The organism is Frateuria sp. GZRR33 (genome assembly GCF_051900425.1).
Taxonomy (GTDB): Bacteria; Pseudomonadota; Gammaproteobacteria; order Xanthomonadales; family Rhodanobacteraceae; genus Frateuria_A.
Window position 1 is genome coordinate 13642 of the sequence record NZ_JBHZGK010000001.1, and the last position, 15902, is coordinate 29543.

Sequence of the window (15902 nt, forward strand, 5' to 3'; positions counted from 1 at the left end):
CCCTCAGGGCCGGCGCCTGCCGTCGGCGGCCAGGCGGCGGCGGTCCGCCCTTGCGGGCGCGCGAGCCTCCACCTGCCAGCACGCGGCGGTAAAGCGCACCTCCGCCCCGTGCACGTAAGGCTCGAAGGCCGCCCGCGCCGCGTCGATCACGCGGGCGCGCGTGGGCGCGTCCACGTGGGGCAGGGCGCGCCCCAGCGGGCCCATCTGCGTGAGGTAGGCCTCCAGGTCCCGCGCGGCGAAGGCGCAATCGCGGTCGAGGCGCTTGACCGCGATGTCCACCCAGCCGCTGCGTTCCAGGATTTGCCGTACCCGCGTGCCGTCACCGAAGGCGAACTGGCCGGGGCCGCCGGGCTGGTGCCCGGCAGGTGACGGAAGCCACGGCGCGGCGGCGCGCTCGGCTGCCGTCATGAACGGGTTGTCCGCGGCGCTGCGCCAGGCCACGAAGTTGAGGGCCGCGCCAGCCGCTGCCGCGCGGCGCAGGTTTTCGAAAGCGCGCACCGGATCGGCGAAGAACATCACGCCGAAGCGCGAGGTGACGAAGTCGAAGCGTTCCGGCGCGAACGGATGGCTTTCGGCATCTGCGCACAGGAAGCGCGCCTGCGCGCCGGCCCGGCCGGCACGCTGCCGGGCGAGTGCCACGAGGGGTTCGGACACGTCGATGCCCAGGCAGCTCCCTTGTGCCCCGGATCGCGCGGCCAGCGCCAGGGTGGTGCTCCCGGCGCCGCAGCCGACGTCGAGCACCTCGCTCGCTTGTTCGCGCGCCGCTGCCGCGACGAGGACCGCCTCGAAAGGTTCGAACATCTGGTCGAGCACCTGCTGCATGGCCACCCAGGCGTGGCCGGCAGCGCCATTCCAGAGGGCCGACTGGCCACCATCCAGCGGTTGTGCGACGTCCATGGTTTGTTTCCGGGTCTGCCTGCAGGAGGCGGGAGAGGTCACTGTGCCCGTTGAAGCCGACTTGAGGTCAAGCGGCCTGGCTGACCCCTGGAAAGGGGCGGGTCGACGAACAGATGGATTCGTCGCCGGCTGGCCGGATGCGCTGGCGGGCGGCGGCCCGGTTTCCCTTTGTCCGATGCCGGGGCCGGGCGCCCGTCCAGTATGCTGGGGAACTGCCGTGTCCCCAGCGGGTCCACGGACCATCACCCAAACACCGGACTGCCCGACATGAATCTTTCGCGTTCGTTCCTCGCCGCCTCGCTGGTCGCCGTGGCCGGCTTCTCCACGCTCCCCGTCTCCTCCGCGAGCGCCGCCGATCTTGGTGGCAACCCGGTGCCGGGGGTGTGCATGCTTTCGCGCGAGGCGGTCTTCGCGCAGTCGAAGGTGGGCCAGGCGGCGAGCCAGCGGCTGGGGCAGCTGGCGGAGCAGGCGCGCACGCAGCTGGAAAACCAGCGCAAGCCGCTGGACGCCGACCTGAAGAGCTTCCAGCAGAAGCTCCAGTCGCTGAGCGAGGCGGACCGCAAGCAGCAGGGTGAATCCCTGCAGCAGCGCCTGCAGGCGTTTCGCGGCCAGGCGGGCGAACTGGACCAGCGCATCCAGCTCACCCGCGCCAAGGCGATGCAGCGCATCGGCCAGGACGCCGAGCCGATCGTCGCCAGCGTCTACAAGAGCCACGGCTGCGGACTGCTGCTGGACCGCGACTCGGTGCTCGGCGGCAACATGGCCAACGACCTGACGCCGGGCGTGGTGCAGGGCCTGGACGGCAAGATCACCACGATCAGCTTCAACCTGGAGCCGCTGCCCGCCAACGCGGGCAAGTAAGCGCCGCGTCCGCTACGGCAAGGCCCGTCCGGTCCGGACGGGCCCTGGCCGGGGAACACCCGGCCCCTGGTCGTACGCGGCGGTCAGGACTTCTTGCCGCCGCCGTCCTGCTTGTTCACCGTCGCCCAGGCAATGCGTTCGGCGGTGTCTTCGGACTTGCCTTCCTTCTTCTCGCTTTCCTCGATGTGGTGTGCCTGGCGCTTCTGCTTGTCGGTGTAGGAAGACTTGTCGCCCTTGGACATGGCTCAACTCCCGTGGCTGGCTGGTCTCCGACGCTAGCGGTCGGGCGGTTAACGCAAGGTCGCCAGCCGACCACGGCCGCGTAAAGGAAAGGCTTCGCGCGACGCCTCAGGCGTCCGTCCGCCTGCACAGGCAAGCCTCGGGCCTCCTTGCCAGCGGGCAACCGGCCGGCGCGTTTCCCACGCGGTGCTAGAGTGTTCCGCTTCCCTCCCGATGCCAGAGCGAGCGACGCGATGACGAACCCGGCCCCTTACCCGATCGGCACGCCCGGCGCTCCCTGGGGGCCGGCGGAGGTGGCGGCATGGCTGTCGCGCCAGACCCGCCAGCGCAGTTACGAGGCCGACGTGCTGGCCGTGATCGACCGCCTGCGTGGCCGGCTCGATGTGGAGTCCTACGGTCGCCTGGACTACCAGCCCGACAGCTACCCGCTGTTCGCGATCCGCACCCGCAACTGGCGCCAGGAGCTTCCCTGCGTGCTGGTGACCGGTGGTGTCCATGGTTACGAAACCAGTGGCGTGCACGGCGCGCTGCTGTTCGCCGATCGCCATGCGGCGGGCTACGAAGGGAAGGTGAACCTGCTCATCGCACCGTGCGTCAGCCCGTGGGCCTACGAGCGCATCCACCGCTGGAATGCGCAGGCGATCGACCCCAACCGCTCCTTCCGCGACGACAGTCCGGCGCAGGAATCGGCAGCGCTGATGCGCCTGGTGGCGCCGCTGCGCGATCGCGTGCTGGTGCACGTGGACCTGCACGAGACGACCGATACCGACGAGTCGGAGTTCCGCCCGGCCCTGGCCGCGCGCGATGGCGTGGCGTTCGAGCCGGGCGAGATTCCGGACGGCTTCTACCTCGTCGACGACAGCGCCCACCCGCAGCCGGCCTTCCAGCAGGCGGTGATCGAGGCCGTGGCCAGGGTCACCCATATCGCGCCGGCCGACGCCCACGGCGAGATCATCGGCTCGCCCGTGGTGGCGCCGGGGGTGATCCGCTACCCGCTCAGGGAACTGGGCCTGTGCGCCGGCATCACCGATGCGCCGTACAAGACCACCACCGAGGTCTATCCGGACAGCCCGAAGGCGACCGCGGAGCAGTGCAACGAGGCGCAGGTCGCCGCCGTGCGCGCGGCGATCGACTTCGCGCTGGCGCACGGCCGCTGACCGGAGTCCCGGATGCCGCCGGTGTTTGCCAAGCTCAACCTGAAGCACCAGGCCGAGATCCTCGTGGTCGACGCGCCTGCCAGCTTCGAACCGGCCCTGGAATCACTTGAGGGCGTCATGGTCCTGCGTGATCCGGCCGGGCCGTCGCGCGTGACATTCGCCCTGGCGTTTGTCACCACGCAGCGGCAACTCGATGCGGCCTCGGCCCTGCTCGGCGACAAGGCCGACGGGGAAGCGGTGCTGTGGTTTGCCTATCCGAAGGCGAGCTCGAGGCGCTACCGCTGCGAATTCAACCGCGACAGCGGGCGGCGCTAGGCCATTCCCTGCGGGTAGCCCACGTGACGTGGTTGGGTCGACCACGATGGCCTTGCTGCCGAGTTCGGCCGGCACGGCGGGTGCGTGCGGCACGCCGGTTTCTGGCGCAACGTCACCAGCGCAAACAGTGTTGGCGTCCTGTCTTCTGACATGCGTTGTGGCGTGGGCAGCGGCGCCGGGCCCCGCGCGCGCGGCGCCGTTTGCGGGTATAGGATGCGCATTGGAGCAAGGGAGTTCCGCACGCCGGTCGCACCCGGCCGGCCCAACCTGAGGAGATGGGGTCATGAAGACTTTGGCTTTGGGCATCGCAGTGGCATTGGCGGCACCGGCGGCGTTCGCGCAACAGCAGCCGCAGCAGCCGCAGCAGCATTCCCAGCCCGTGCAGAGCTTCGAGGATCTGCGTGCGCGGGAGGGGGAGAGCAGGGTCAAGGCGATGAGCCGGGCCCAGCAGCAGGGGTACAGGGACTCGTTGGCCGACCTGGACAAGCTGCGTACCAAGCTTGCCGACGCCTGGAAAGGCATGGGCATGTCGCCCGAGGGTGCCAAGCTGGTCGCCGATGCCTACGACCCCGATCTTGCCGCGCGCTCGCACCATACGTCGCTGCACGGCAAGAGCGATCAGGAAATCGCCCAGTTGATGCAGGACGCGATCAAGGAAAAGAAATACCTCAAGGCCAATCAGCTGCTCATCGATTACCAGCGCCAGAAGCTGGCGCTGAACGAACTGTCGACCCCGCAGACGCTCGGCAACTCGGGCCTCTGACGCAAAGCGACCGGCGGGTGGCGTGGCCCGCGAAGACCCGCCACGCGTGCGCTCAGCGACGCACGTAATCCTCTGCCGGTCGCTCGCCCTTCTGGCGCTGGTTGTCCTCGCCGGTATCGTTTGTGGCCTCGCCGCTGGCGGTCGTGTCGGCCGGGCGCTTGGGAATCGCCTCGCCCGGGTCGCCGCCGGCGCGCGGGTTGCGGTCGGATCCGTCGCCCTTGCCGGGATGGGACGTGTTCATGCGCTGCTCCGATCGATGGCTTGCGGCCATGGTGGATGCGCGCGCGGAAGCGCGGCGTGAGGGCATCGTTCGGAATCCGCCAGCAGGCGGGGCTTGGCGGCGCAAGAACCGGAGTGTGTGGTGGCGGCGACAGGCCCAGGCTTGCGCCACGCCACCCACCGGAGCTCGCCATGGCCTTCCGCATCCGCGGGCTTTCACCCGCGCCTTTCCGTCACCTGTTCGGCCTGGACGACCAGGCACTGGCGGCCGCCGGCGCGCGCCGCTATCGGGTCGACCATGCGCCCGGATTTCCCGACCGCATCGAGGTGCGCGACCTCGAGCCCGGCGAGACGGCGCTGCTGCTGAACTACATGCATCAGCCGGCGGCGACGCCGTTTCGCGCCAGCCACGCCATCTTCGTGCGCGAGGGCGCGACCACCGCCTGTGACGTCGTCGACCGCATCCCGGAGGTCCTGCGCATCCGGCCGATCTCGCTGCGCGCGTTCGATGCCGCCGGCATGATGGCGGATGCCGAACTTGTACAGGGCATCGACCTGGAAGCGGCGATCGGGCGGCTGTTCGCCCAGCCCGAGGTGGCCTACCTGCATGCCCACTACGCCACGCGTGGTTGCTACGCCGCACGGATCGACCGCACCTGAAGTCGTGGGCGGCGCAGCACCTCACGGTGGTGCATCGCCCTGGCGTGCCATGAGCACGCGGTCACACTTCACTGCCTTGTACGCATGATTTTCATGCCGGCGTGATGGCGCGCGAGCCCACCATGGCCCTGCCGAGGCGGAGGAGCAGGTTCATGGCGTACCTCGTCGGGGACATCGTGATGGTGGGCTCGTGGATCGTGCCCACCGAGGGCCGCGGCTTCGTGGGGCAGTTCGCGCTGCTGCAGGCGCAACCGGGGCTGCCGCTGATCCGGACCGACACCGTCCGTGGCGACGCGCCCTTCGCCGACCTGTTCGAGGCGGCCGAAGCCGGTTGCCAGGCAGGCATCGCGGCGGCCAAGCGCAAGCAGGGCGATGCGGCGTTGATACCGATTCCGTATCCGCCGGGCCCATTGCCGGTGTAGCGCACCGCCGCGCCTGCTTGCGTTGGCGAAGGCCGCCCGCAAGATGGAACCTACCCACCCACGTGGAGCCCCTCCATGCAGCACACCCACCATGAGCGCACCTTCGAGGACAGCGGCAAGCATTTCGTGGCGATCCTCAACGAACAGGCCGACGGACTGCTGAGCGTCACCGTGCGCCTGCCGGACGGCACCCTGCGCGTGGTGCCGGGCGAACACTTCCGCGACGAGGACCAGGCGATGGCGGCGGCCAGTTCGTTCGCACACGAGCTGGTGGGGTCCTGCTGAGGGCGCACGCGCGGCTCGACCTGCGCCCGGTCGCCTGGCTGGGCGTCGCGCTCGGCAGCCTGTGGACTTCGCCCAACACGTTGCCCGGCCTGCTCGCCGGCGGCATCGGGCTGATGCTTGGCGCCCGCGCGCAGTGGCGCCCGCGCGAGTTCGCGCTGGTGTTCGCGCGGATGCCGTGGTTCTTTCCGGGCGCGCTGACCCTGGGCAACGTCATCCTGCACACCGGCGACAGCCTCGACGTGGCCTGCGCCACCTACGCACATCGCGCCGGACACGCCGTCGAGCCGCACGTGTCGCTGGCCGGCCACGAGCGCGCGCACGTCTACCAGTACATGACGCTCGGCCCGCTGTTCCTGCCGCTGTACCTGCTCTGCGGAGGCGTCAGCGTGCACAATCGGTTCGAACGGGCGGCCGACCGCTATGCACTGAGCGGCACCGGCTGGTGGCCGTTCGCACGCAGCCGTGAAACCACCGGAGACCTCCGCCGATGACCGACAAGCTCGACCTGGATGACCTGGCCCACCTCGCCCGCGTGGCCGAAGGGCAGGGCGCCACCGTGCCCGAGGCCGCGGCGGCGCGGCTGATGCTCGCCGGCCTGGTGCGCGAACCCGAACGGATCTGCGAAGGCGGGCCGACGCTGGAATTGACGCCGGCCGGACTCGCGCGGGTGCGTTCGAGCGACCAGTAACCGGCGTGCGCATCCGCGAGGCCCGTCCGGACGAGTTCGAGGCACTCGGGCGCCTGCTGGTGGACGTGTACGCGCGGCTGGACGGCTTCCCCAAGCCGGACGAACAGCCGCGCTACTACGCCCTGCTGGCCAACATCGGCGAGTTCGCCCGCAGGCCGCAGGCGCAGTTGCTGGTGGCGCTGGACGAGGCGGACCGGCTGCTCGGCGGCGTGGTGTATTTCGGCGACATGGCGCAGTACGGCTCCGGCGGCATCGCCGGCACGCTCACGCACGCCTCGGGCATCCGCCTGCTTGGCGTGGCGCCGGCCGCACGCGGCCTGGGCGTGGGGCGGGCGCTGACCGGGGCCTGCATCCAGCGCAACGGCCACGCGCGCGTGGTGCTGCACACCACCCGCGCCATGCAGGTGGCCTGGGGCATGTACGAGCGGCTGGGGTTCGAGCGCGCGCCGGAACTGGATTTCATGCAGGGCGACTTGGCGGTGTTCGGCTTCTGCCTGGCGCTGGGGCAGAGCCCTTCTTCGTCCGGCGAACCCCTCGCGAGGGAGGGGACAGATAACGGCACCGCGACTCGGCCGTCACCTTGAAGCCTCCCTTCAAGGCGAGAGCCGGATAGGGCCCGCGCACCCAGCAAAAAAGCCTGGCGCGAGCCAGGCTTCTTCTGTCCGCGGACCTTGGGAGTCCTAGCGATTGCTGTCGCTGCGGCCGCCCTCGGACTCCTTGCCTTCCTCGACCAGTTCCCGCACGCGCTGGCCGCCTTTCTGGCCGGCTTCGCGAACGGTCATGTCGCCGTTGTCGTCGCTGGACGAACGACCGGACTGCTGGTTGCTGCGTTCGTTGTCTCGCTGGTTTGCCATGGTGCCTCCGTGGGGTGGGGAGTTACGCGTGATACCCGACCGGATGGCCAGGCTCCCATGACGATGCAAGGGCGGCGCCAACGCTGCAGACCGCGGATGGCCGAGGGAAACGACGCTGCCGCCTGAAAAAAAGACGTCCGCCGCTGGGAGATTTTTCAGGGCGGCCCGCCGGCCTGCGGCACGCCACCGAGCATGTCACGGATGCGCGCGGCCAGCGCATCCATGGCGAACGGCTTGGTCATCACCTGCATGCCTGGCTCGAGCGAACCGAGGGCGGCGTTTTCGGCATAGCCGGTGATGAAAAGCACGCGCAGTGCCGGCCGCGAGGCCCGCGCCGTGTCGGCCAGTTGCCGGCCGCCGATGCCGCCGGGCAGGCCGATGTCCGTCACCAGCAGGTCCACGCGCACCTGCGACTGCAGTACCCGCAAGGCGGACGCCCCGTCGGCCGCTTCGATCGCCGTGTAGCCGAGTTCCCGCAGCACCTCGCCCACCAGCATGCGCACGGTCGGCTCGTCGTCGACCACCAGCACGGCCTCGTTGGCGCCGGCCGGAGGTGCGTCCGCCAGCTCGCCGGCGCTGGTATCGACCTGCGGCTTGCCCTTGTGGCGCGGCAGGTAGATCGTCACGGTGGTGCCTCGCCCGGGCGTGGAGTCGATGCGCACCTGGCCGCCGCTCTGGCGGGCGAAGCCGTACACCATCGACAGCCCCAACCCGGTGCCCTGGCCCTGCGGCTTGGTCGTGTAGAACGGATCGAAGGCGCGGGCGCTCACCTCCGGCGGCATGCCGGTGCCAGTGTCGGACACGCGCAGCGCCACATAGGCGCCCGGCACCATGTCCAGACCCTTCGCCTCCGCGGCGTCCAGCCGGGCATTGCCGGTGCCGATGGCCAGCCGCCCGCCGCCATGCATCGCGTCGCGGGCGTTGATGCAGAGGTTGAGCAACGCGTTTTCCAGCTGGTTGGAATCGCACAGCGTGGTCCACAGCCCGTCCGCGGGTTCGACCTCCAGCCGGATGTGCGGGCCGATGGTGCGCCGGAGCAGTTCGACCATGTCCTGCACCAGCGCGTTGAGGTCGGTCGGCCGCGGATCGAGCGTCTGCCGCCGGGAGAACGCGAGCAGGCGATGGGTAAGTGCCGACGCGCGGTCCGCGGCGCCACGCGCGGCGGCGATGTAGCGGTCCAGGTCGTTGTAGCGGCCTTGCGCCGTGCGACGTTGCAGCAGGTCGAGACTGCCGACGATGCCGGTGAGCAGATTGTTGAAATCGTGCGCAAGGCCACCGGTGAGCTGGCCGACCGCCTCCATCTTCTGTGCCTGGCGCAGGGCCTCTTCGACCTGTACGCGGTCGACCGCCTCGGCGTGCAGCGCTTCCACCGCCTGGCGCAACTCGGCGGTGCGCGCGTCGACCTGCGCCTCGAGCGTCTCGTTGAGGTGGCGCAGCGCCGCCTCGCTCCGGCGCAGTTGTTCCTCGGCGGTCCAGCGCTCGGTGACGTCCTGGCCGATCTTCAGGTAGCCGCGCAGTTCGTCGTCAGGCCCGCGCAACGCCATCATGTGGCCCTCGATGAACACCCGCGAGCCGTCGCGCCGCAGGTGCCATCGCACGTCCGGAGACACGCCGTGCTCGCGGGCGATCGCCATCTCCTCGGCGGGCCAGCCCGATGCGCGGTCCTCGGGCGTGAAGATCGCGGTCGCCGGGCGCCCGATCATGTCCTCCGCGCTCCAGCCGAACACGGCGGTCGCGCCGGGCAGCCAGCGCGTGACGATGCCTTCGGGATCGGTGGCGAGGATCGCGTAGTCGCGGGCGCTCTCCACGATCAGCCGCAATTGTTCCTCGCTCTCGCGCAGGGCCGCCTGCGCGTGGTAACGGTCGCTGACGTCCAGCACCACTTCCAGCGTCCTGTCGCCTACCCTGCGCGCAGCGAACAGGCCCCACCAGCGCGAACCGTCCTTGCGCAGGTACTGCTTTTCGTAGGGCTTGCTTTCCCCGGTCGCTTCCAGTTGCGCGATGGCGCGCAGCGAGGCGGCGTGGAACTCCGCCGGCGTCAGTGCCCGCCAGGTCAGGCCGAGCGCTTCTTCACGGGTGAGCCGGGTGATGGTGAGGAAGCCGTCGTTGACTTCCTCCAGCGTCTGGTCCGGCCCCCAGATAATCACGCCAAGCGTGTTCATCGCGAACAGGCCGCGGAACTGCTCGCGGCTCTTGCTCAGCGCCGCCTGGCTGGCCGCGAGCGCGGCATGGCTGCGGCGCAGGTCGGCGTTAAGTGCTTCGGCGTCGGCGAGCCTGGCACGACCCTGCGCCATGGCGCTTTCGTGTTCCTGCGTGGCGGTCGCCGCGTCGTCCCGGACCTGCCGGGTCACGGCGCGCGCGGCATCGGCCTCGCCGAGGGCCTGGTCCACGTCGACCCCGGCGCGCACGAGCGCGGCGCGCAGGCGCGCGTTCTCCTGCGCCAGGCTGGCCTCGCGACTGGCGCGACCGGGTTCCTCGTCGGCATCGCGATGGGAGGGCATGTCTGGAGGGTCCGGTGGGTGTGAGGCGTCGCTCGCGCAGAAGTGGATGCGCAAGCGACCCCAGCGTCAGACCCGTTGGGGCAAAGGAACGTGTAGGTTCCGTGGGCGGCGCCGGAGCGCGTCAGCTGGATGCAGATGGCGACGATCGATTGCGCGCGGCAACTTCACCCCGGGGCACGTAGGCTGACTTGCCAGGCGATCCTGCGGGATCGCCGGCAGGTTGTTCCGACATGGGAGTTGCGCGGTGGATGTCGACCACATCATCCAGTCCGATGCGAAGACCGAGCGCGTCCGCTACGACGGTTTTCGCGCATTCCTGCTGGGCCGCGATCCCACGCGGCGCCTGGCCGAGGCGTTCGCCCGCCAGATCGTGGCGCGCGGCGAGCAGGCGCGTTACGGATATGCGCCCGAAGCGGGTGAGAAGGTGATTGCGGAGGACTTCTACTACTGGGTGCTGGGCCCCTGACGGTGTGACCGGAGTTCCTGGCCGAACGCTCAGCGGTGGCCGCGCGCCAACTCGGCCACGCGGCGCTGTTCGGCGCGGCGGCGGTCCTGCGCCGCGAGCAGCTGCTGGCGGCGGGTAGGCGGAACGGCGGGCGCCTGCTCGGCGATCAGGCCCAGTTGGCGGCCCAGGCGGAGCGCCAGCTGGCGCCAGCGGGTGGCGGGCCACAGGGAGTCGTGGGGAAGCTGTGCATGCGTGGTCATGTGCGCGTTCCTGAACTGTCGAGCCGGGCCGTGGCGGCGCGTGATCCGCCGCCAGGGAAGCTGAATGTGCACCTACCCGTGTTAGATACCTGTAATGCGCAGGCCACGGCCGCGGCGATGAGGCCGCTGGCGCCTTTCGACACTGCCCTGACGGCCTGCGCGCGAGACTTCCCGCACGCCAAGCCACGGGAAGACATGCCATGGGCAACCAGCACGACGAGCGCGACCGCGAGCCGATCGGAGGCCCGATGGCCCCTGATGCCGGCGGCAAGACCGCCGGCTCCAACACGCAGAGCCAGGGAGGCATCAGTCGCAAGGTGGCGCAGGCGGCCCGCGAGGAGTTCGACGCCGCCGCCGGGCTGCCTGGCGGGTTGCCGCGCGTGGATCCGCCCGGCCTGTCGCTGGACGAAGGCGGCCCGGCCCGCAAGGGTAGCGTCGAGCAGGGTTTCACCGGCGACGACGGCGGTCCTGTCGCGAGCGACAGCAACGGCGTGCCGGCCTCGCGCAACCCCGGTGCCGCAGCCGACCTGGGCGCACAGCAGGATCAGCGCGTGCACGGCATGCCCCGCGACCCGGCCGACCGCACCACCGGCGCGGACTCGCCCAACCGCGGCGGCACCGCAGGCTCGCCCGGCGGCCCTGCGCGCATGGCGCCGGCGCACATGCCGGGGCAGGAGCCGGACGAGGGCGTGATCCAGGGCGGCCAGAGCGGCAACGACGCGCAGCGCGACCAGCAGATCTGACATCGCGTGCCCTGAGGGGAGCGTCCGCGCGCTTTGCTGCCTCTTCTTGAAGGGTCGCCCCGGGCGGGCATGGATTCGACCCGGGTGCGCGCGGCCGCGGCAGACCGAGCCCGGCCGATTCGTGCTCTTGAACGGGACGGCCTGTGAGCCACGCGGGCCAGGCATCGAGGCCTCGCGCATGCACGCCCTGCACGTCCATGAACCCCGCACATCCGGCAACGTGCCCTTGCGCACGTTCGGCGATCCGAGTCAGGAAACGTCAAGGTAGCGGGCGACCGGCGGTGCTACGGTCCGAGGCTCTGGGCCGACACGGTTGGTGGCTGTCCGAAGGGCAGGCACCCGCCAAGGGCTCGCTCATGAAGGAGAAGGCGCACATGGTCAATTCGACATTCCGGTGGGCCGCGGGGTCGCTGGTAGTTACGGCGATCGCGCTTGGCGGTTGCACCAACTACGTGAAGAAGGCCGATTACGACGCCGCGATCGCCGAACTGCGCGCCAACGACCAGAAGCAGCAACAGCAGCTCGATTCGCTGACCCAGGAGATGCAGCAGCGCTTCGCCAAGTACGACGCGCAGATCTCGCAGATGGCCGGCCGCGTGCGGCTCGACACCGCCGCGCACTTCGCCTTCAACGACGCCACCCTGCGTGACGAGGACAAGCCGCTGCTCGACGACTTTGCCAAGGTCGTCCGCCAGCACTACCCCGATGCCGTGATCACGGTGGAGGGCTTTGCCGATCCGGCCGGCTCGGCCAGCTACAACCGCCGCCTCGGCGAGCGCCGTGCGAAAGCGGTGCGCGACTATCTGGTGCAGAGCGGCCTGTCCGCCGACCACCTGCGTGCGGTCAGCTACGGCGAGGCGAACGATCGCCAGGTCGAACGTGGCAAGACGCGCGAGGAAGGCGCCTCCAACCGCCGCGTGACGCTGGTGGTGGATTTTGCCGGGCAGTCCACCGGCGATTCGTCGATGTCTTCCGGCACCACCACGGGCTGATCACGCCGGACCCGGCTCTCCATGCGAGGGCCGGGTCTTGTGTAGGGTGGGATTCAGCCCACCTTCCCGCGACCTTGCGGTGGGCTGAAGCCCACCCTACGAAAGGTCCGCTTCCGGGCGACGCGCACCAAGGCGCACCAGCAGTTCTTCAGCCGCGCGCATGGCGTCCGCCGGTTCGGCCAGATCCAGCGTGACGGCGAGCCGATCCTCGTCCTCCCGCGCATAGACCTCCGGCTGGGCCTCGATCAGGCGGTCGAGGGCCGCGGCGTCGACCGTCGTCCCGCGGCCGAACACCACCACGCCGCCGTGGTGGTCCATGTCCACCCGGGCGATACCCAGCGGTTGCGCCATCAGCCGCAGCCGCGCCAGCGCGAACAGGCGTGCGGTGGGTTCGGGCAACAGGCCGAAGCGGTCGACCAGCTCCATTTCCAAGGCATGCAGCGCCTCTTCGGCGTCCGCCCCGGCGATGCGCTTGTACAGCGCCAGTCGCGTGGGGACATCCGGCACGTAGTCGTCGGGAATCAGCACCGGCAGGTGCAGCTCGACGACGGTATCGCCGCGGGTGAGGTCGACGTCCGGTTCCTCCCCGTCCTTGAGCGCCTGCACGGTGCGTTCCAGCAGGCGGGCATAAACGCTGAAGCCGACGGCCTGGATCTGGCCGGATTGCTCCTCGCCCAGCAGCTCGCCGGCGCCGCGGATCTCCAGGTCGCGTGCGGCCAGGGCGAAACCGGCGCCCAGCTCCTCTTCCGCGGCGAACGCATCCAGCCGCAGGCGAGCCTCTTCGGTCATGGTGTCCGGATCGGAAACCACCAGGTAGGCGTAGGCCCGCCGGGCGGAGCGGCCGACCCGCCCGCGTAGCTGCTGCAGTTGCGCCAGGCCGAAGTTTTCGGCCCGGTCGATCACGATGGTGTTGGCGCCGGGTATGTCGATGCCGGTCTCGATGATGGTGGTGCAGACCAGCACGTTGTAGCGACGCCGCAGGAACGCGCCCATCACCTGTTCCAGCTCGCCCGCCTTCATCTGCCCGTGTGCCACCGCCAGCCGCGCCTCGGGCACCAGCGAGCGCAGTTCGTCGGCGATGCGCTGGATGCTTTCCACCGCGTTGTGCAGGAAATAGGCCTGCCCGCCGCGCGCGAGCTCGCGCCGCAGCGCGTCGGCGATCAGCGCCCGGTCCCATGGCGTGACGGTGGTGCGTACCGCGATGCGTTCGGTCGGCGCCGTGGCGATCAGCGAGAGGTGGCGCAACCCGCCCAGCGCCATGCCCAGCGTGCGCGGGATCGGCGTGGCGGTCATGGTGAGCACGTCCACTTCGCTGCGCAGTTGCTTGAGGCGCTCCTTCTGGCGCACGCCGAAGCGCTGCTCCTCGTCGATGATCACCAGCCCCAGGTCATGGAAGCGCACCTGTGGCTGCAACAGCTTGTGCGTGCCGATGAGGATGTCCAGGCGGCCATCGGCGAGGCGCTCGAGCGTGGCGTCGAGCTTCCTGCCCGCGCGGAAGCGCGAGATCGCCTCGACCGTCACCGGCCAGCCTTCCAGGCGCTCGACGAAGCTGCGGCAGTGCTGCTGCGCGAGCAGGGTGGTCGGCACCAGTACCGCCACCTGCTTGCCGGCGCTGGCGACCGCGAAGGCGGCGCGCAGCGCGACTTCGGTCTTGCCGAAGCCGACGTCGCCGCAGATCACCCGGTCCATCGGGCGCGGAGCGGCGAGGTCGGCCATGACCGCGTCGATCGCCGCACGCTGGTCGGGCGTTTCCTCGTAAGGAAAGTCGGCCGCGAAAGCGGCCAGCTGGCGGCGGTCGATCTTCAGCGGCGGCCGGCTGCGCGCTTCGCGGGCCGCCTGCAGCGCGAGCAGCTCGGCCGCGGCATCACGCACATCCCCGGCCGCCTTGGCGCGCGCACGTTCCCACGCGCCGCTGCCCAGCGCATGCAGCGGCGCGCGCTCGGGCGAGGTGCCCGCGTAACGGCTGACCTGGCCGAGCTGGGTCACCGGCACGTACAGCTTGTCGCCCTTGGCGTATTCGATCGCCAGGAACTCTCCGGGACTGCCGCCGAGCTCCATCGCCTGCAGGCCGCGGTAGCGCCCGACGCCGCTGTCCACGTGCACCACCGGCTCGTCTTCGCGCAGCTCGGCCAGCTCGCCGCGCGGTGCAAGCGGCCCGCCTTCGTGCCTGCGCCGGCGGGGCCGACGGGCGCGCAGGCCGTAGAGCTCGCGCTCGGTCAGCACGGCCAGCGGCGGCTGGGCGAGCACGAATCCCTGTTCGAGAGGGGCCACGGTGACCGCGAGCGCCTGCCTGGCCGGCAGGTCGAGGAAGGCACGCCAGCCTGCGACGTTCCGTGGCGCGCGCCCGATCGCGTCGAGTGCCTCGACGAGCGCGTCACGGCGGCCGGGCGAATCGGCCGCGATCAGCACCGCGCCTGCGTGCCCGTCGAGGAAATCCGCCAGCGTGCGTGCGTCGCCGCTGGCGCGTGCCAGCGTCAGTGGCGGCGCGGGCGTGGTCGGGTTGTCGCCCGCCCCGGTGTCGAAGCGGACGCGCCGTTGCTTCGCCAGCCGGGCCTCCAACTGTGTCGGCTCCAGGTACAGCGCATCCGGTGGAAGCAGCGGGCGCGCCTGGCCGTCCGCGCGGCGCGCGTGGCGCGCGCAGGCTTCGTCCCACAGCATGCGGGCGGCTGCCTGCGTGTCCGGCAGCGGCACGAACAACGGCGATCCGGGCAGGTAGTCGAACAACGTGGCGGTGTGTTCGAAGAACAGCGGCAGCCAGGACTCCACGCCGGCGGGTGCCAGGCCTTCGCGCATGTCGCGGTAGAGCGGGCACGCCTCCGGATCGCCCGCGATGCGCTCGCGCAGTTGCGCACGGAAACGGCGTACCGCGTCGGCATCGAGCGGGAACTCGCGTGCGGGCAGCAAGTCGAGGCGCTCGATCGCCTGCTGCGAACGCTGCGTATCGGCATCGACCGCCTTGATGGACGCGACGGCGCCCTCGGCGAAACGCACGCGGAATGGCTGCGCCGCGCCCGTGGGATAGACGTCCAGCACGCTGCCGCGCGGCGCGTAATCGCCCGGGTCGGCCACCTGCGCCACGCGCCGGTAGCCGTTCGCCTCCAGCGCGCGACGCGCGTCGGCCGGCGTCAGTGTGTCGCCGCTGGCCAGGCGCAGGCCGGTCGCCAGGTAAGCCGGCGGTGCGATGCGTTGCATCAGCGCGGTCACCGGCACGACGAGCACGCCGCGTTCCAGCGTCGCCAGCCGCTGCAGCGTGGCGATGCGTTGCGAGACGATGCGCGGGTGCGGGTTGAACTCGTCGTAGGGAAGCGTTTCCCAGTCGGGGAAATGCAACACCGGCAAGGCGCCGGCGAAGAACGCGAGCTCGTCCTCCAGCACCCATGCCCGCTGCGGATCGTCGGCGACCAGGACGACCACGCCCTCGTGTGCCTGTGCGGCGAGCACCGTCCACAGCGCCAGGGCGCTTCCATGCGGCAAGGCCCACGCGCAGGGCGAACGGGCGGAACGGGGGAGGGTTGGCGCGGGGATCGATCGGGGCATCGTGCACTCGGGCGCGATGGTCGCAACCACCGGCGCCAGGGAAAGGGGGAGCGCTGCTTATGC

The 15902-nt window shown here is 70.6% G+C and carries 19 protein-coding genes and 1 pseudogene; 13 read left to right on the forward strand and 7 right to left on the reverse strand.

Annotated elements, in window-relative coordinates; translation table 11 throughout:
* Positions 1-3: 3 nt before the first annotated feature.
* Complete coding sequence (locus ACFWZU_RS00085) at positions 4-897, reverse strand: class I SAM-dependent methyltransferase (RefSeq protein ID WP_439699375.1); 894 nt, start codon at positions 895-897, stop codon at positions 4-6.
* 267 nt (positions 898-1164) lie between these two features.
* On the opposite strand from ACFWZU_RS00085, the gene ACFWZU_RS00090 reads away from it, so the two are divergent.
* Positions 1165-1758, forward strand: a complete 594-nt coding sequence (locus ACFWZU_RS00090) for an OmpH family outer membrane protein (protein WP_439699376.1) — start codon at positions 1165-1167, stop codon at positions 1756-1758.
* Between the two features lie 86 nt (positions 1759-1844).
* On the opposite strand, the pseudogene ACFWZU_RS00095 reads toward ACFWZU_RS00090, so the two are convergent.
* Positions 1845-2000, reverse strand: a pseudogene (locus ACFWZU_RS00095) (HupB); the annotation flags it as partial.
* A gap of 231 nt (positions 2001-2231) precedes the next feature.
* Between ACFWZU_RS00095 and ACFWZU_RS00100 the strand changes: the two are divergent.
* The 3 genes from ACFWZU_RS00100 (at position 2232) to ACFWZU_RS00110 (ending at position 4233) form a co-directional block, all read left to right on the forward strand.
* Positions 2232-3155 (forward strand): M14 family metallopeptidase, encoded by a 924-nt coding sequence (locus ACFWZU_RS00100; protein ID WP_439699377.1) that lies wholly within the window; start codon positions 2232-2234, stop codon positions 3153-3155.
* A 21-nt stretch (positions 3156-3176) separates the two neighbouring features.
* Positions 3177-3470 carry a hypothetical protein gene (locus ACFWZU_RS00105; protein ID WP_439699378.1) on the forward strand — a complete coding sequence of 98 codons (294 nt, stop codon included), beginning with the start codon at positions 3177-3179 and terminating at the stop codon, positions 3468-3470.
* A gap of 283 nt (positions 3471-3753) precedes the next feature.
* The gene (locus tag ACFWZU_RS00110) at positions 3754-4233 is read left to right on the forward strand and encodes a hypothetical protein (RefSeq protein ID WP_439699379.1); all 480 of its coding nucleotides are present in this window, start codon (positions 3754-3756) and stop codon (positions 4231-4233) included.
* A gap of 52 nt (positions 4234-4285) precedes the next feature.
* Here ACFWZU_RS00110 and ACFWZU_RS00115 read toward each other — a convergent pair whose 3' ends face one another.
* Positions 4286-4474, reverse strand: a complete 189-nt coding sequence (locus tag ACFWZU_RS00115) for a hypothetical protein (RefSeq protein WP_439699380.1) — start codon at positions 4472-4474, stop codon at positions 4286-4288.
* Positions 4475-4644: 170 nt separating this feature from the next.
* On the opposite strand from ACFWZU_RS00115, the gene ACFWZU_RS00120 reads away from it, so the two are divergent.
* From ACFWZU_RS00120 to ACFWZU_RS00145, 6 genes are all read left to right on the forward strand, one after another.
* Positions 4645-5112 carry a DUF1203 domain-containing protein gene (locus ACFWZU_RS00120; protein ID WP_439699381.1) on the forward strand — a complete coding sequence of 156 codons (468 nt, stop codon included), beginning with the start codon at positions 4645-4647 and terminating at the stop codon, positions 5110-5112.
* A gap of 152 nt (positions 5113-5264) precedes the next feature.
* On the forward strand, positions 5265-5534 hold the full coding sequence (locus tag ACFWZU_RS00125) for a hypothetical protein (RefSeq protein WP_439699382.1): 270 nt from the start codon (positions 5265-5267) through the stop codon (positions 5532-5534).
* 75 nt (positions 5535-5609) lie between these two features.
* Positions 5610-5819: a hypothetical protein gene (locus ACFWZU_RS00130; RefSeq protein ID WP_209615603.1), complete on the forward strand. Its 210-nt coding sequence runs from the start codon at positions 5610-5612 to the stop codon at positions 5817-5819.
* Between the two features lie 80 nt (positions 5820-5899).
* Positions 5900-6310 (forward strand): hypothetical protein, encoded by a 411-nt coding sequence (locus ACFWZU_RS00135; protein ID WP_439699383.1) that lies wholly within the window; start codon positions 5900-5902, stop codon positions 6308-6310.
* Complete coding sequence (locus tag ACFWZU_RS00140; protein WP_439699384.1) at positions 6307-6507, forward strand: hypothetical protein; 201 nt, start codon at positions 6307-6309, stop codon at positions 6505-6507. Before ACFWZU_RS00135 ends, ACFWZU_RS00140 begins: the two co-directional genes overlap by 4 nt.
* 5 nt (positions 6508-6512) lie before the next feature.
* Positions 6513-7091 carry a GNAT family N-acetyltransferase gene (locus tag ACFWZU_RS00145; protein ID WP_439699385.1) on the forward strand — a complete coding sequence of 193 codons (579 nt, stop codon included), beginning with the start codon at positions 6513-6515 and terminating at the stop codon, positions 7089-7091.
* 96 nt (positions 7092-7187) lie between these two features.
* On the opposite strand, the gene ACFWZU_RS00150 is transcribed toward ACFWZU_RS00145, so the two are convergent.
* The gene (locus tag ACFWZU_RS00150) at positions 7188-7361 is read right to left on the reverse strand and encodes a small, acid-soluble spore protein, alpha/beta type (protein ID WP_439699386.1); all 174 of its coding nucleotides are present in this window, start codon (positions 7359-7361) and stop codon (positions 7188-7190) included.
* Between the two features lie 155 nt (positions 7362-7516).
* Positions 7517-9862 carry a PAS domain S-box protein gene (locus ACFWZU_RS00155; RefSeq protein WP_439699387.1) on the reverse strand — a complete coding sequence of 782 codons (2346 nt, stop codon included), beginning with the start codon at positions 9860-9862 and terminating at the stop codon, positions 7517-7519.
* 244 nt (positions 9863-10106) lie between these two features.
* On the opposite strand from ACFWZU_RS00155, the gene ACFWZU_RS00160 reads away from it, so the two are divergent.
* Positions 10107-10328 carry a hypothetical protein gene (locus ACFWZU_RS00160; protein ID WP_439699388.1) on the forward strand — a complete coding sequence of 74 codons (222 nt, stop codon included), beginning with the start codon at positions 10107-10109 and terminating at the stop codon, positions 10326-10328.
* A gap of 29 nt (positions 10329-10357) precedes the next feature.
* Here the strand turns inward: ACFWZU_RS00160 and ACFWZU_RS00165 are convergent, their stop codons facing one another.
* Positions 10358-10567 carry a hypothetical protein gene (locus ACFWZU_RS00165; RefSeq protein ID WP_439699389.1) on the reverse strand — a complete coding sequence of 70 codons (210 nt, stop codon included), beginning with the start codon at positions 10565-10567 and terminating at the stop codon, positions 10358-10360.
* 200 nt (positions 10568-10767) lie between these two features.
* Here ACFWZU_RS00165 and ACFWZU_RS00170 point away from each other — a divergent pair, with 200 nt between their 5' ends.
* Positions 10768-11310 carry a hypothetical protein gene (locus ACFWZU_RS00170; protein WP_439699390.1) on the forward strand — a complete coding sequence of 181 codons (543 nt, stop codon included), beginning with the start codon at positions 10768-10770 and terminating at the stop codon, positions 11308-11310.
* 374 nt (positions 11311-11684) lie between these two features.
* A complete protein-coding gene (locus ACFWZU_RS00175) occupies positions 11685-12302 on the forward strand; it encodes an OmpA family protein (RefSeq protein WP_439699391.1) in 618 nt (205 codons plus the stop codon).
* A gap of 96 nt (positions 12303-12398) precedes the next feature.
* Here ACFWZU_RS00175 and mfd read toward each other — a convergent pair whose 3' ends face one another.
* Positions 12399-15839 (reverse strand): transcription-repair coupling factor, encoded by a 3441-nt coding sequence (gene mfd / locus ACFWZU_RS00180; protein WP_439699392.1) that lies wholly within the window; start codon positions 15837-15839, stop codon positions 12399-12401.
* Positions 15840-15902: the final 63 nt, after the last annotated feature.

Coding starts and splice junctions, on each gene's coding strand:
- ACFWZU_RS00170 (WP_439699390.1), top strand. CDS start 10,768: ATGGGCAACCAGCACGACGAGCGCGACCGCGAGCCGATCGGAGGCCCG.
- ACFWZU_RS00110 (WP_439699379.1), top strand. CDS start 3,754: ATGAAGACTTTGGCTTTGGGCATCGCAGTGGCATTGGCGGCACCGGCG.
- ACFWZU_RS00150 (WP_439699386.1), bottom strand. CDS start 7,361: ATGGCAAACCAGCGAGACAACGAACGCAGCAACCAGCAGTCCGGTCGT.
- ACFWZU_RS00175 (WP_439699391.1), top strand. CDS start 11,685: ATGGTCAATTCGACATTCCGGTGGGCCGCGGGGTCGCTGGTAGTTACG.
- ACFWZU_RS00115 (WP_439699380.1), bottom strand. CDS start 4,474: ATGAACACGTCCCATCCCGGCAAGGGCGACGGATCCGACCGCAACCCG.
- ACFWZU_RS00130 (WP_209615603.1), top strand. CDS start 5,610: ATGCAGCACACCCACCATGAGCGCACCTTCGAGGACAGCGGCAAGCAT.
- mfd (WP_439699392.1), bottom strand. CDS start 15,839: ATGCCCCGATCGATCCCCGCGCCAACCCTCCCCCGTTCCGCCCGTTCG.
- ACFWZU_RS00100 (WP_439699377.1), top strand. CDS start 2,232: ATGACGAACCCGGCCCCTTACCCGATCGGCACGCCCGGCGCTCCCTGG.
- ACFWZU_RS00125 (WP_439699382.1), top strand. CDS start 5,265: ATGGCGTACCTCGTCGGGGACATCGTGATGGTGGGCTCGTGGATCGTG.
- ACFWZU_RS00120 (WP_439699381.1), top strand. CDS start 4,645: ATGGCCTTCCGCATCCGCGGGCTTTCACCCGCGCCTTTCCGTCACCTG.
- ACFWZU_RS00155 (WP_439699387.1), bottom strand. CDS start 9,862: ATGCCCTCCCATCGCGATGCCGACGAGGAACCCGGTCGCGCCAGTCGC.
- ACFWZU_RS00090 (WP_439699376.1), top strand. CDS start 1,165: ATGAATCTTTCGCGTTCGTTCCTCGCCGCCTCGCTGGTCGCCGTGGCC.
- ACFWZU_RS00165 (WP_439699389.1), bottom strand. CDS start 10,567: ATGACCACGCATGCACAGCTTCCCCACGACTCCCTGTGGCCCGCCACC.
- ACFWZU_RS00085 (WP_439699375.1), bottom strand. CDS start 897: ATGGACGTCGCACAACCGCTGGATGGTGGCCAGTCGGCCCTCTGGAAT.
- ACFWZU_RS00140 (WP_439699384.1), top strand. CDS start 6,307: ATGACCGACAAGCTCGACCTGGATGACCTGGCCCACCTCGCCCGCGTG.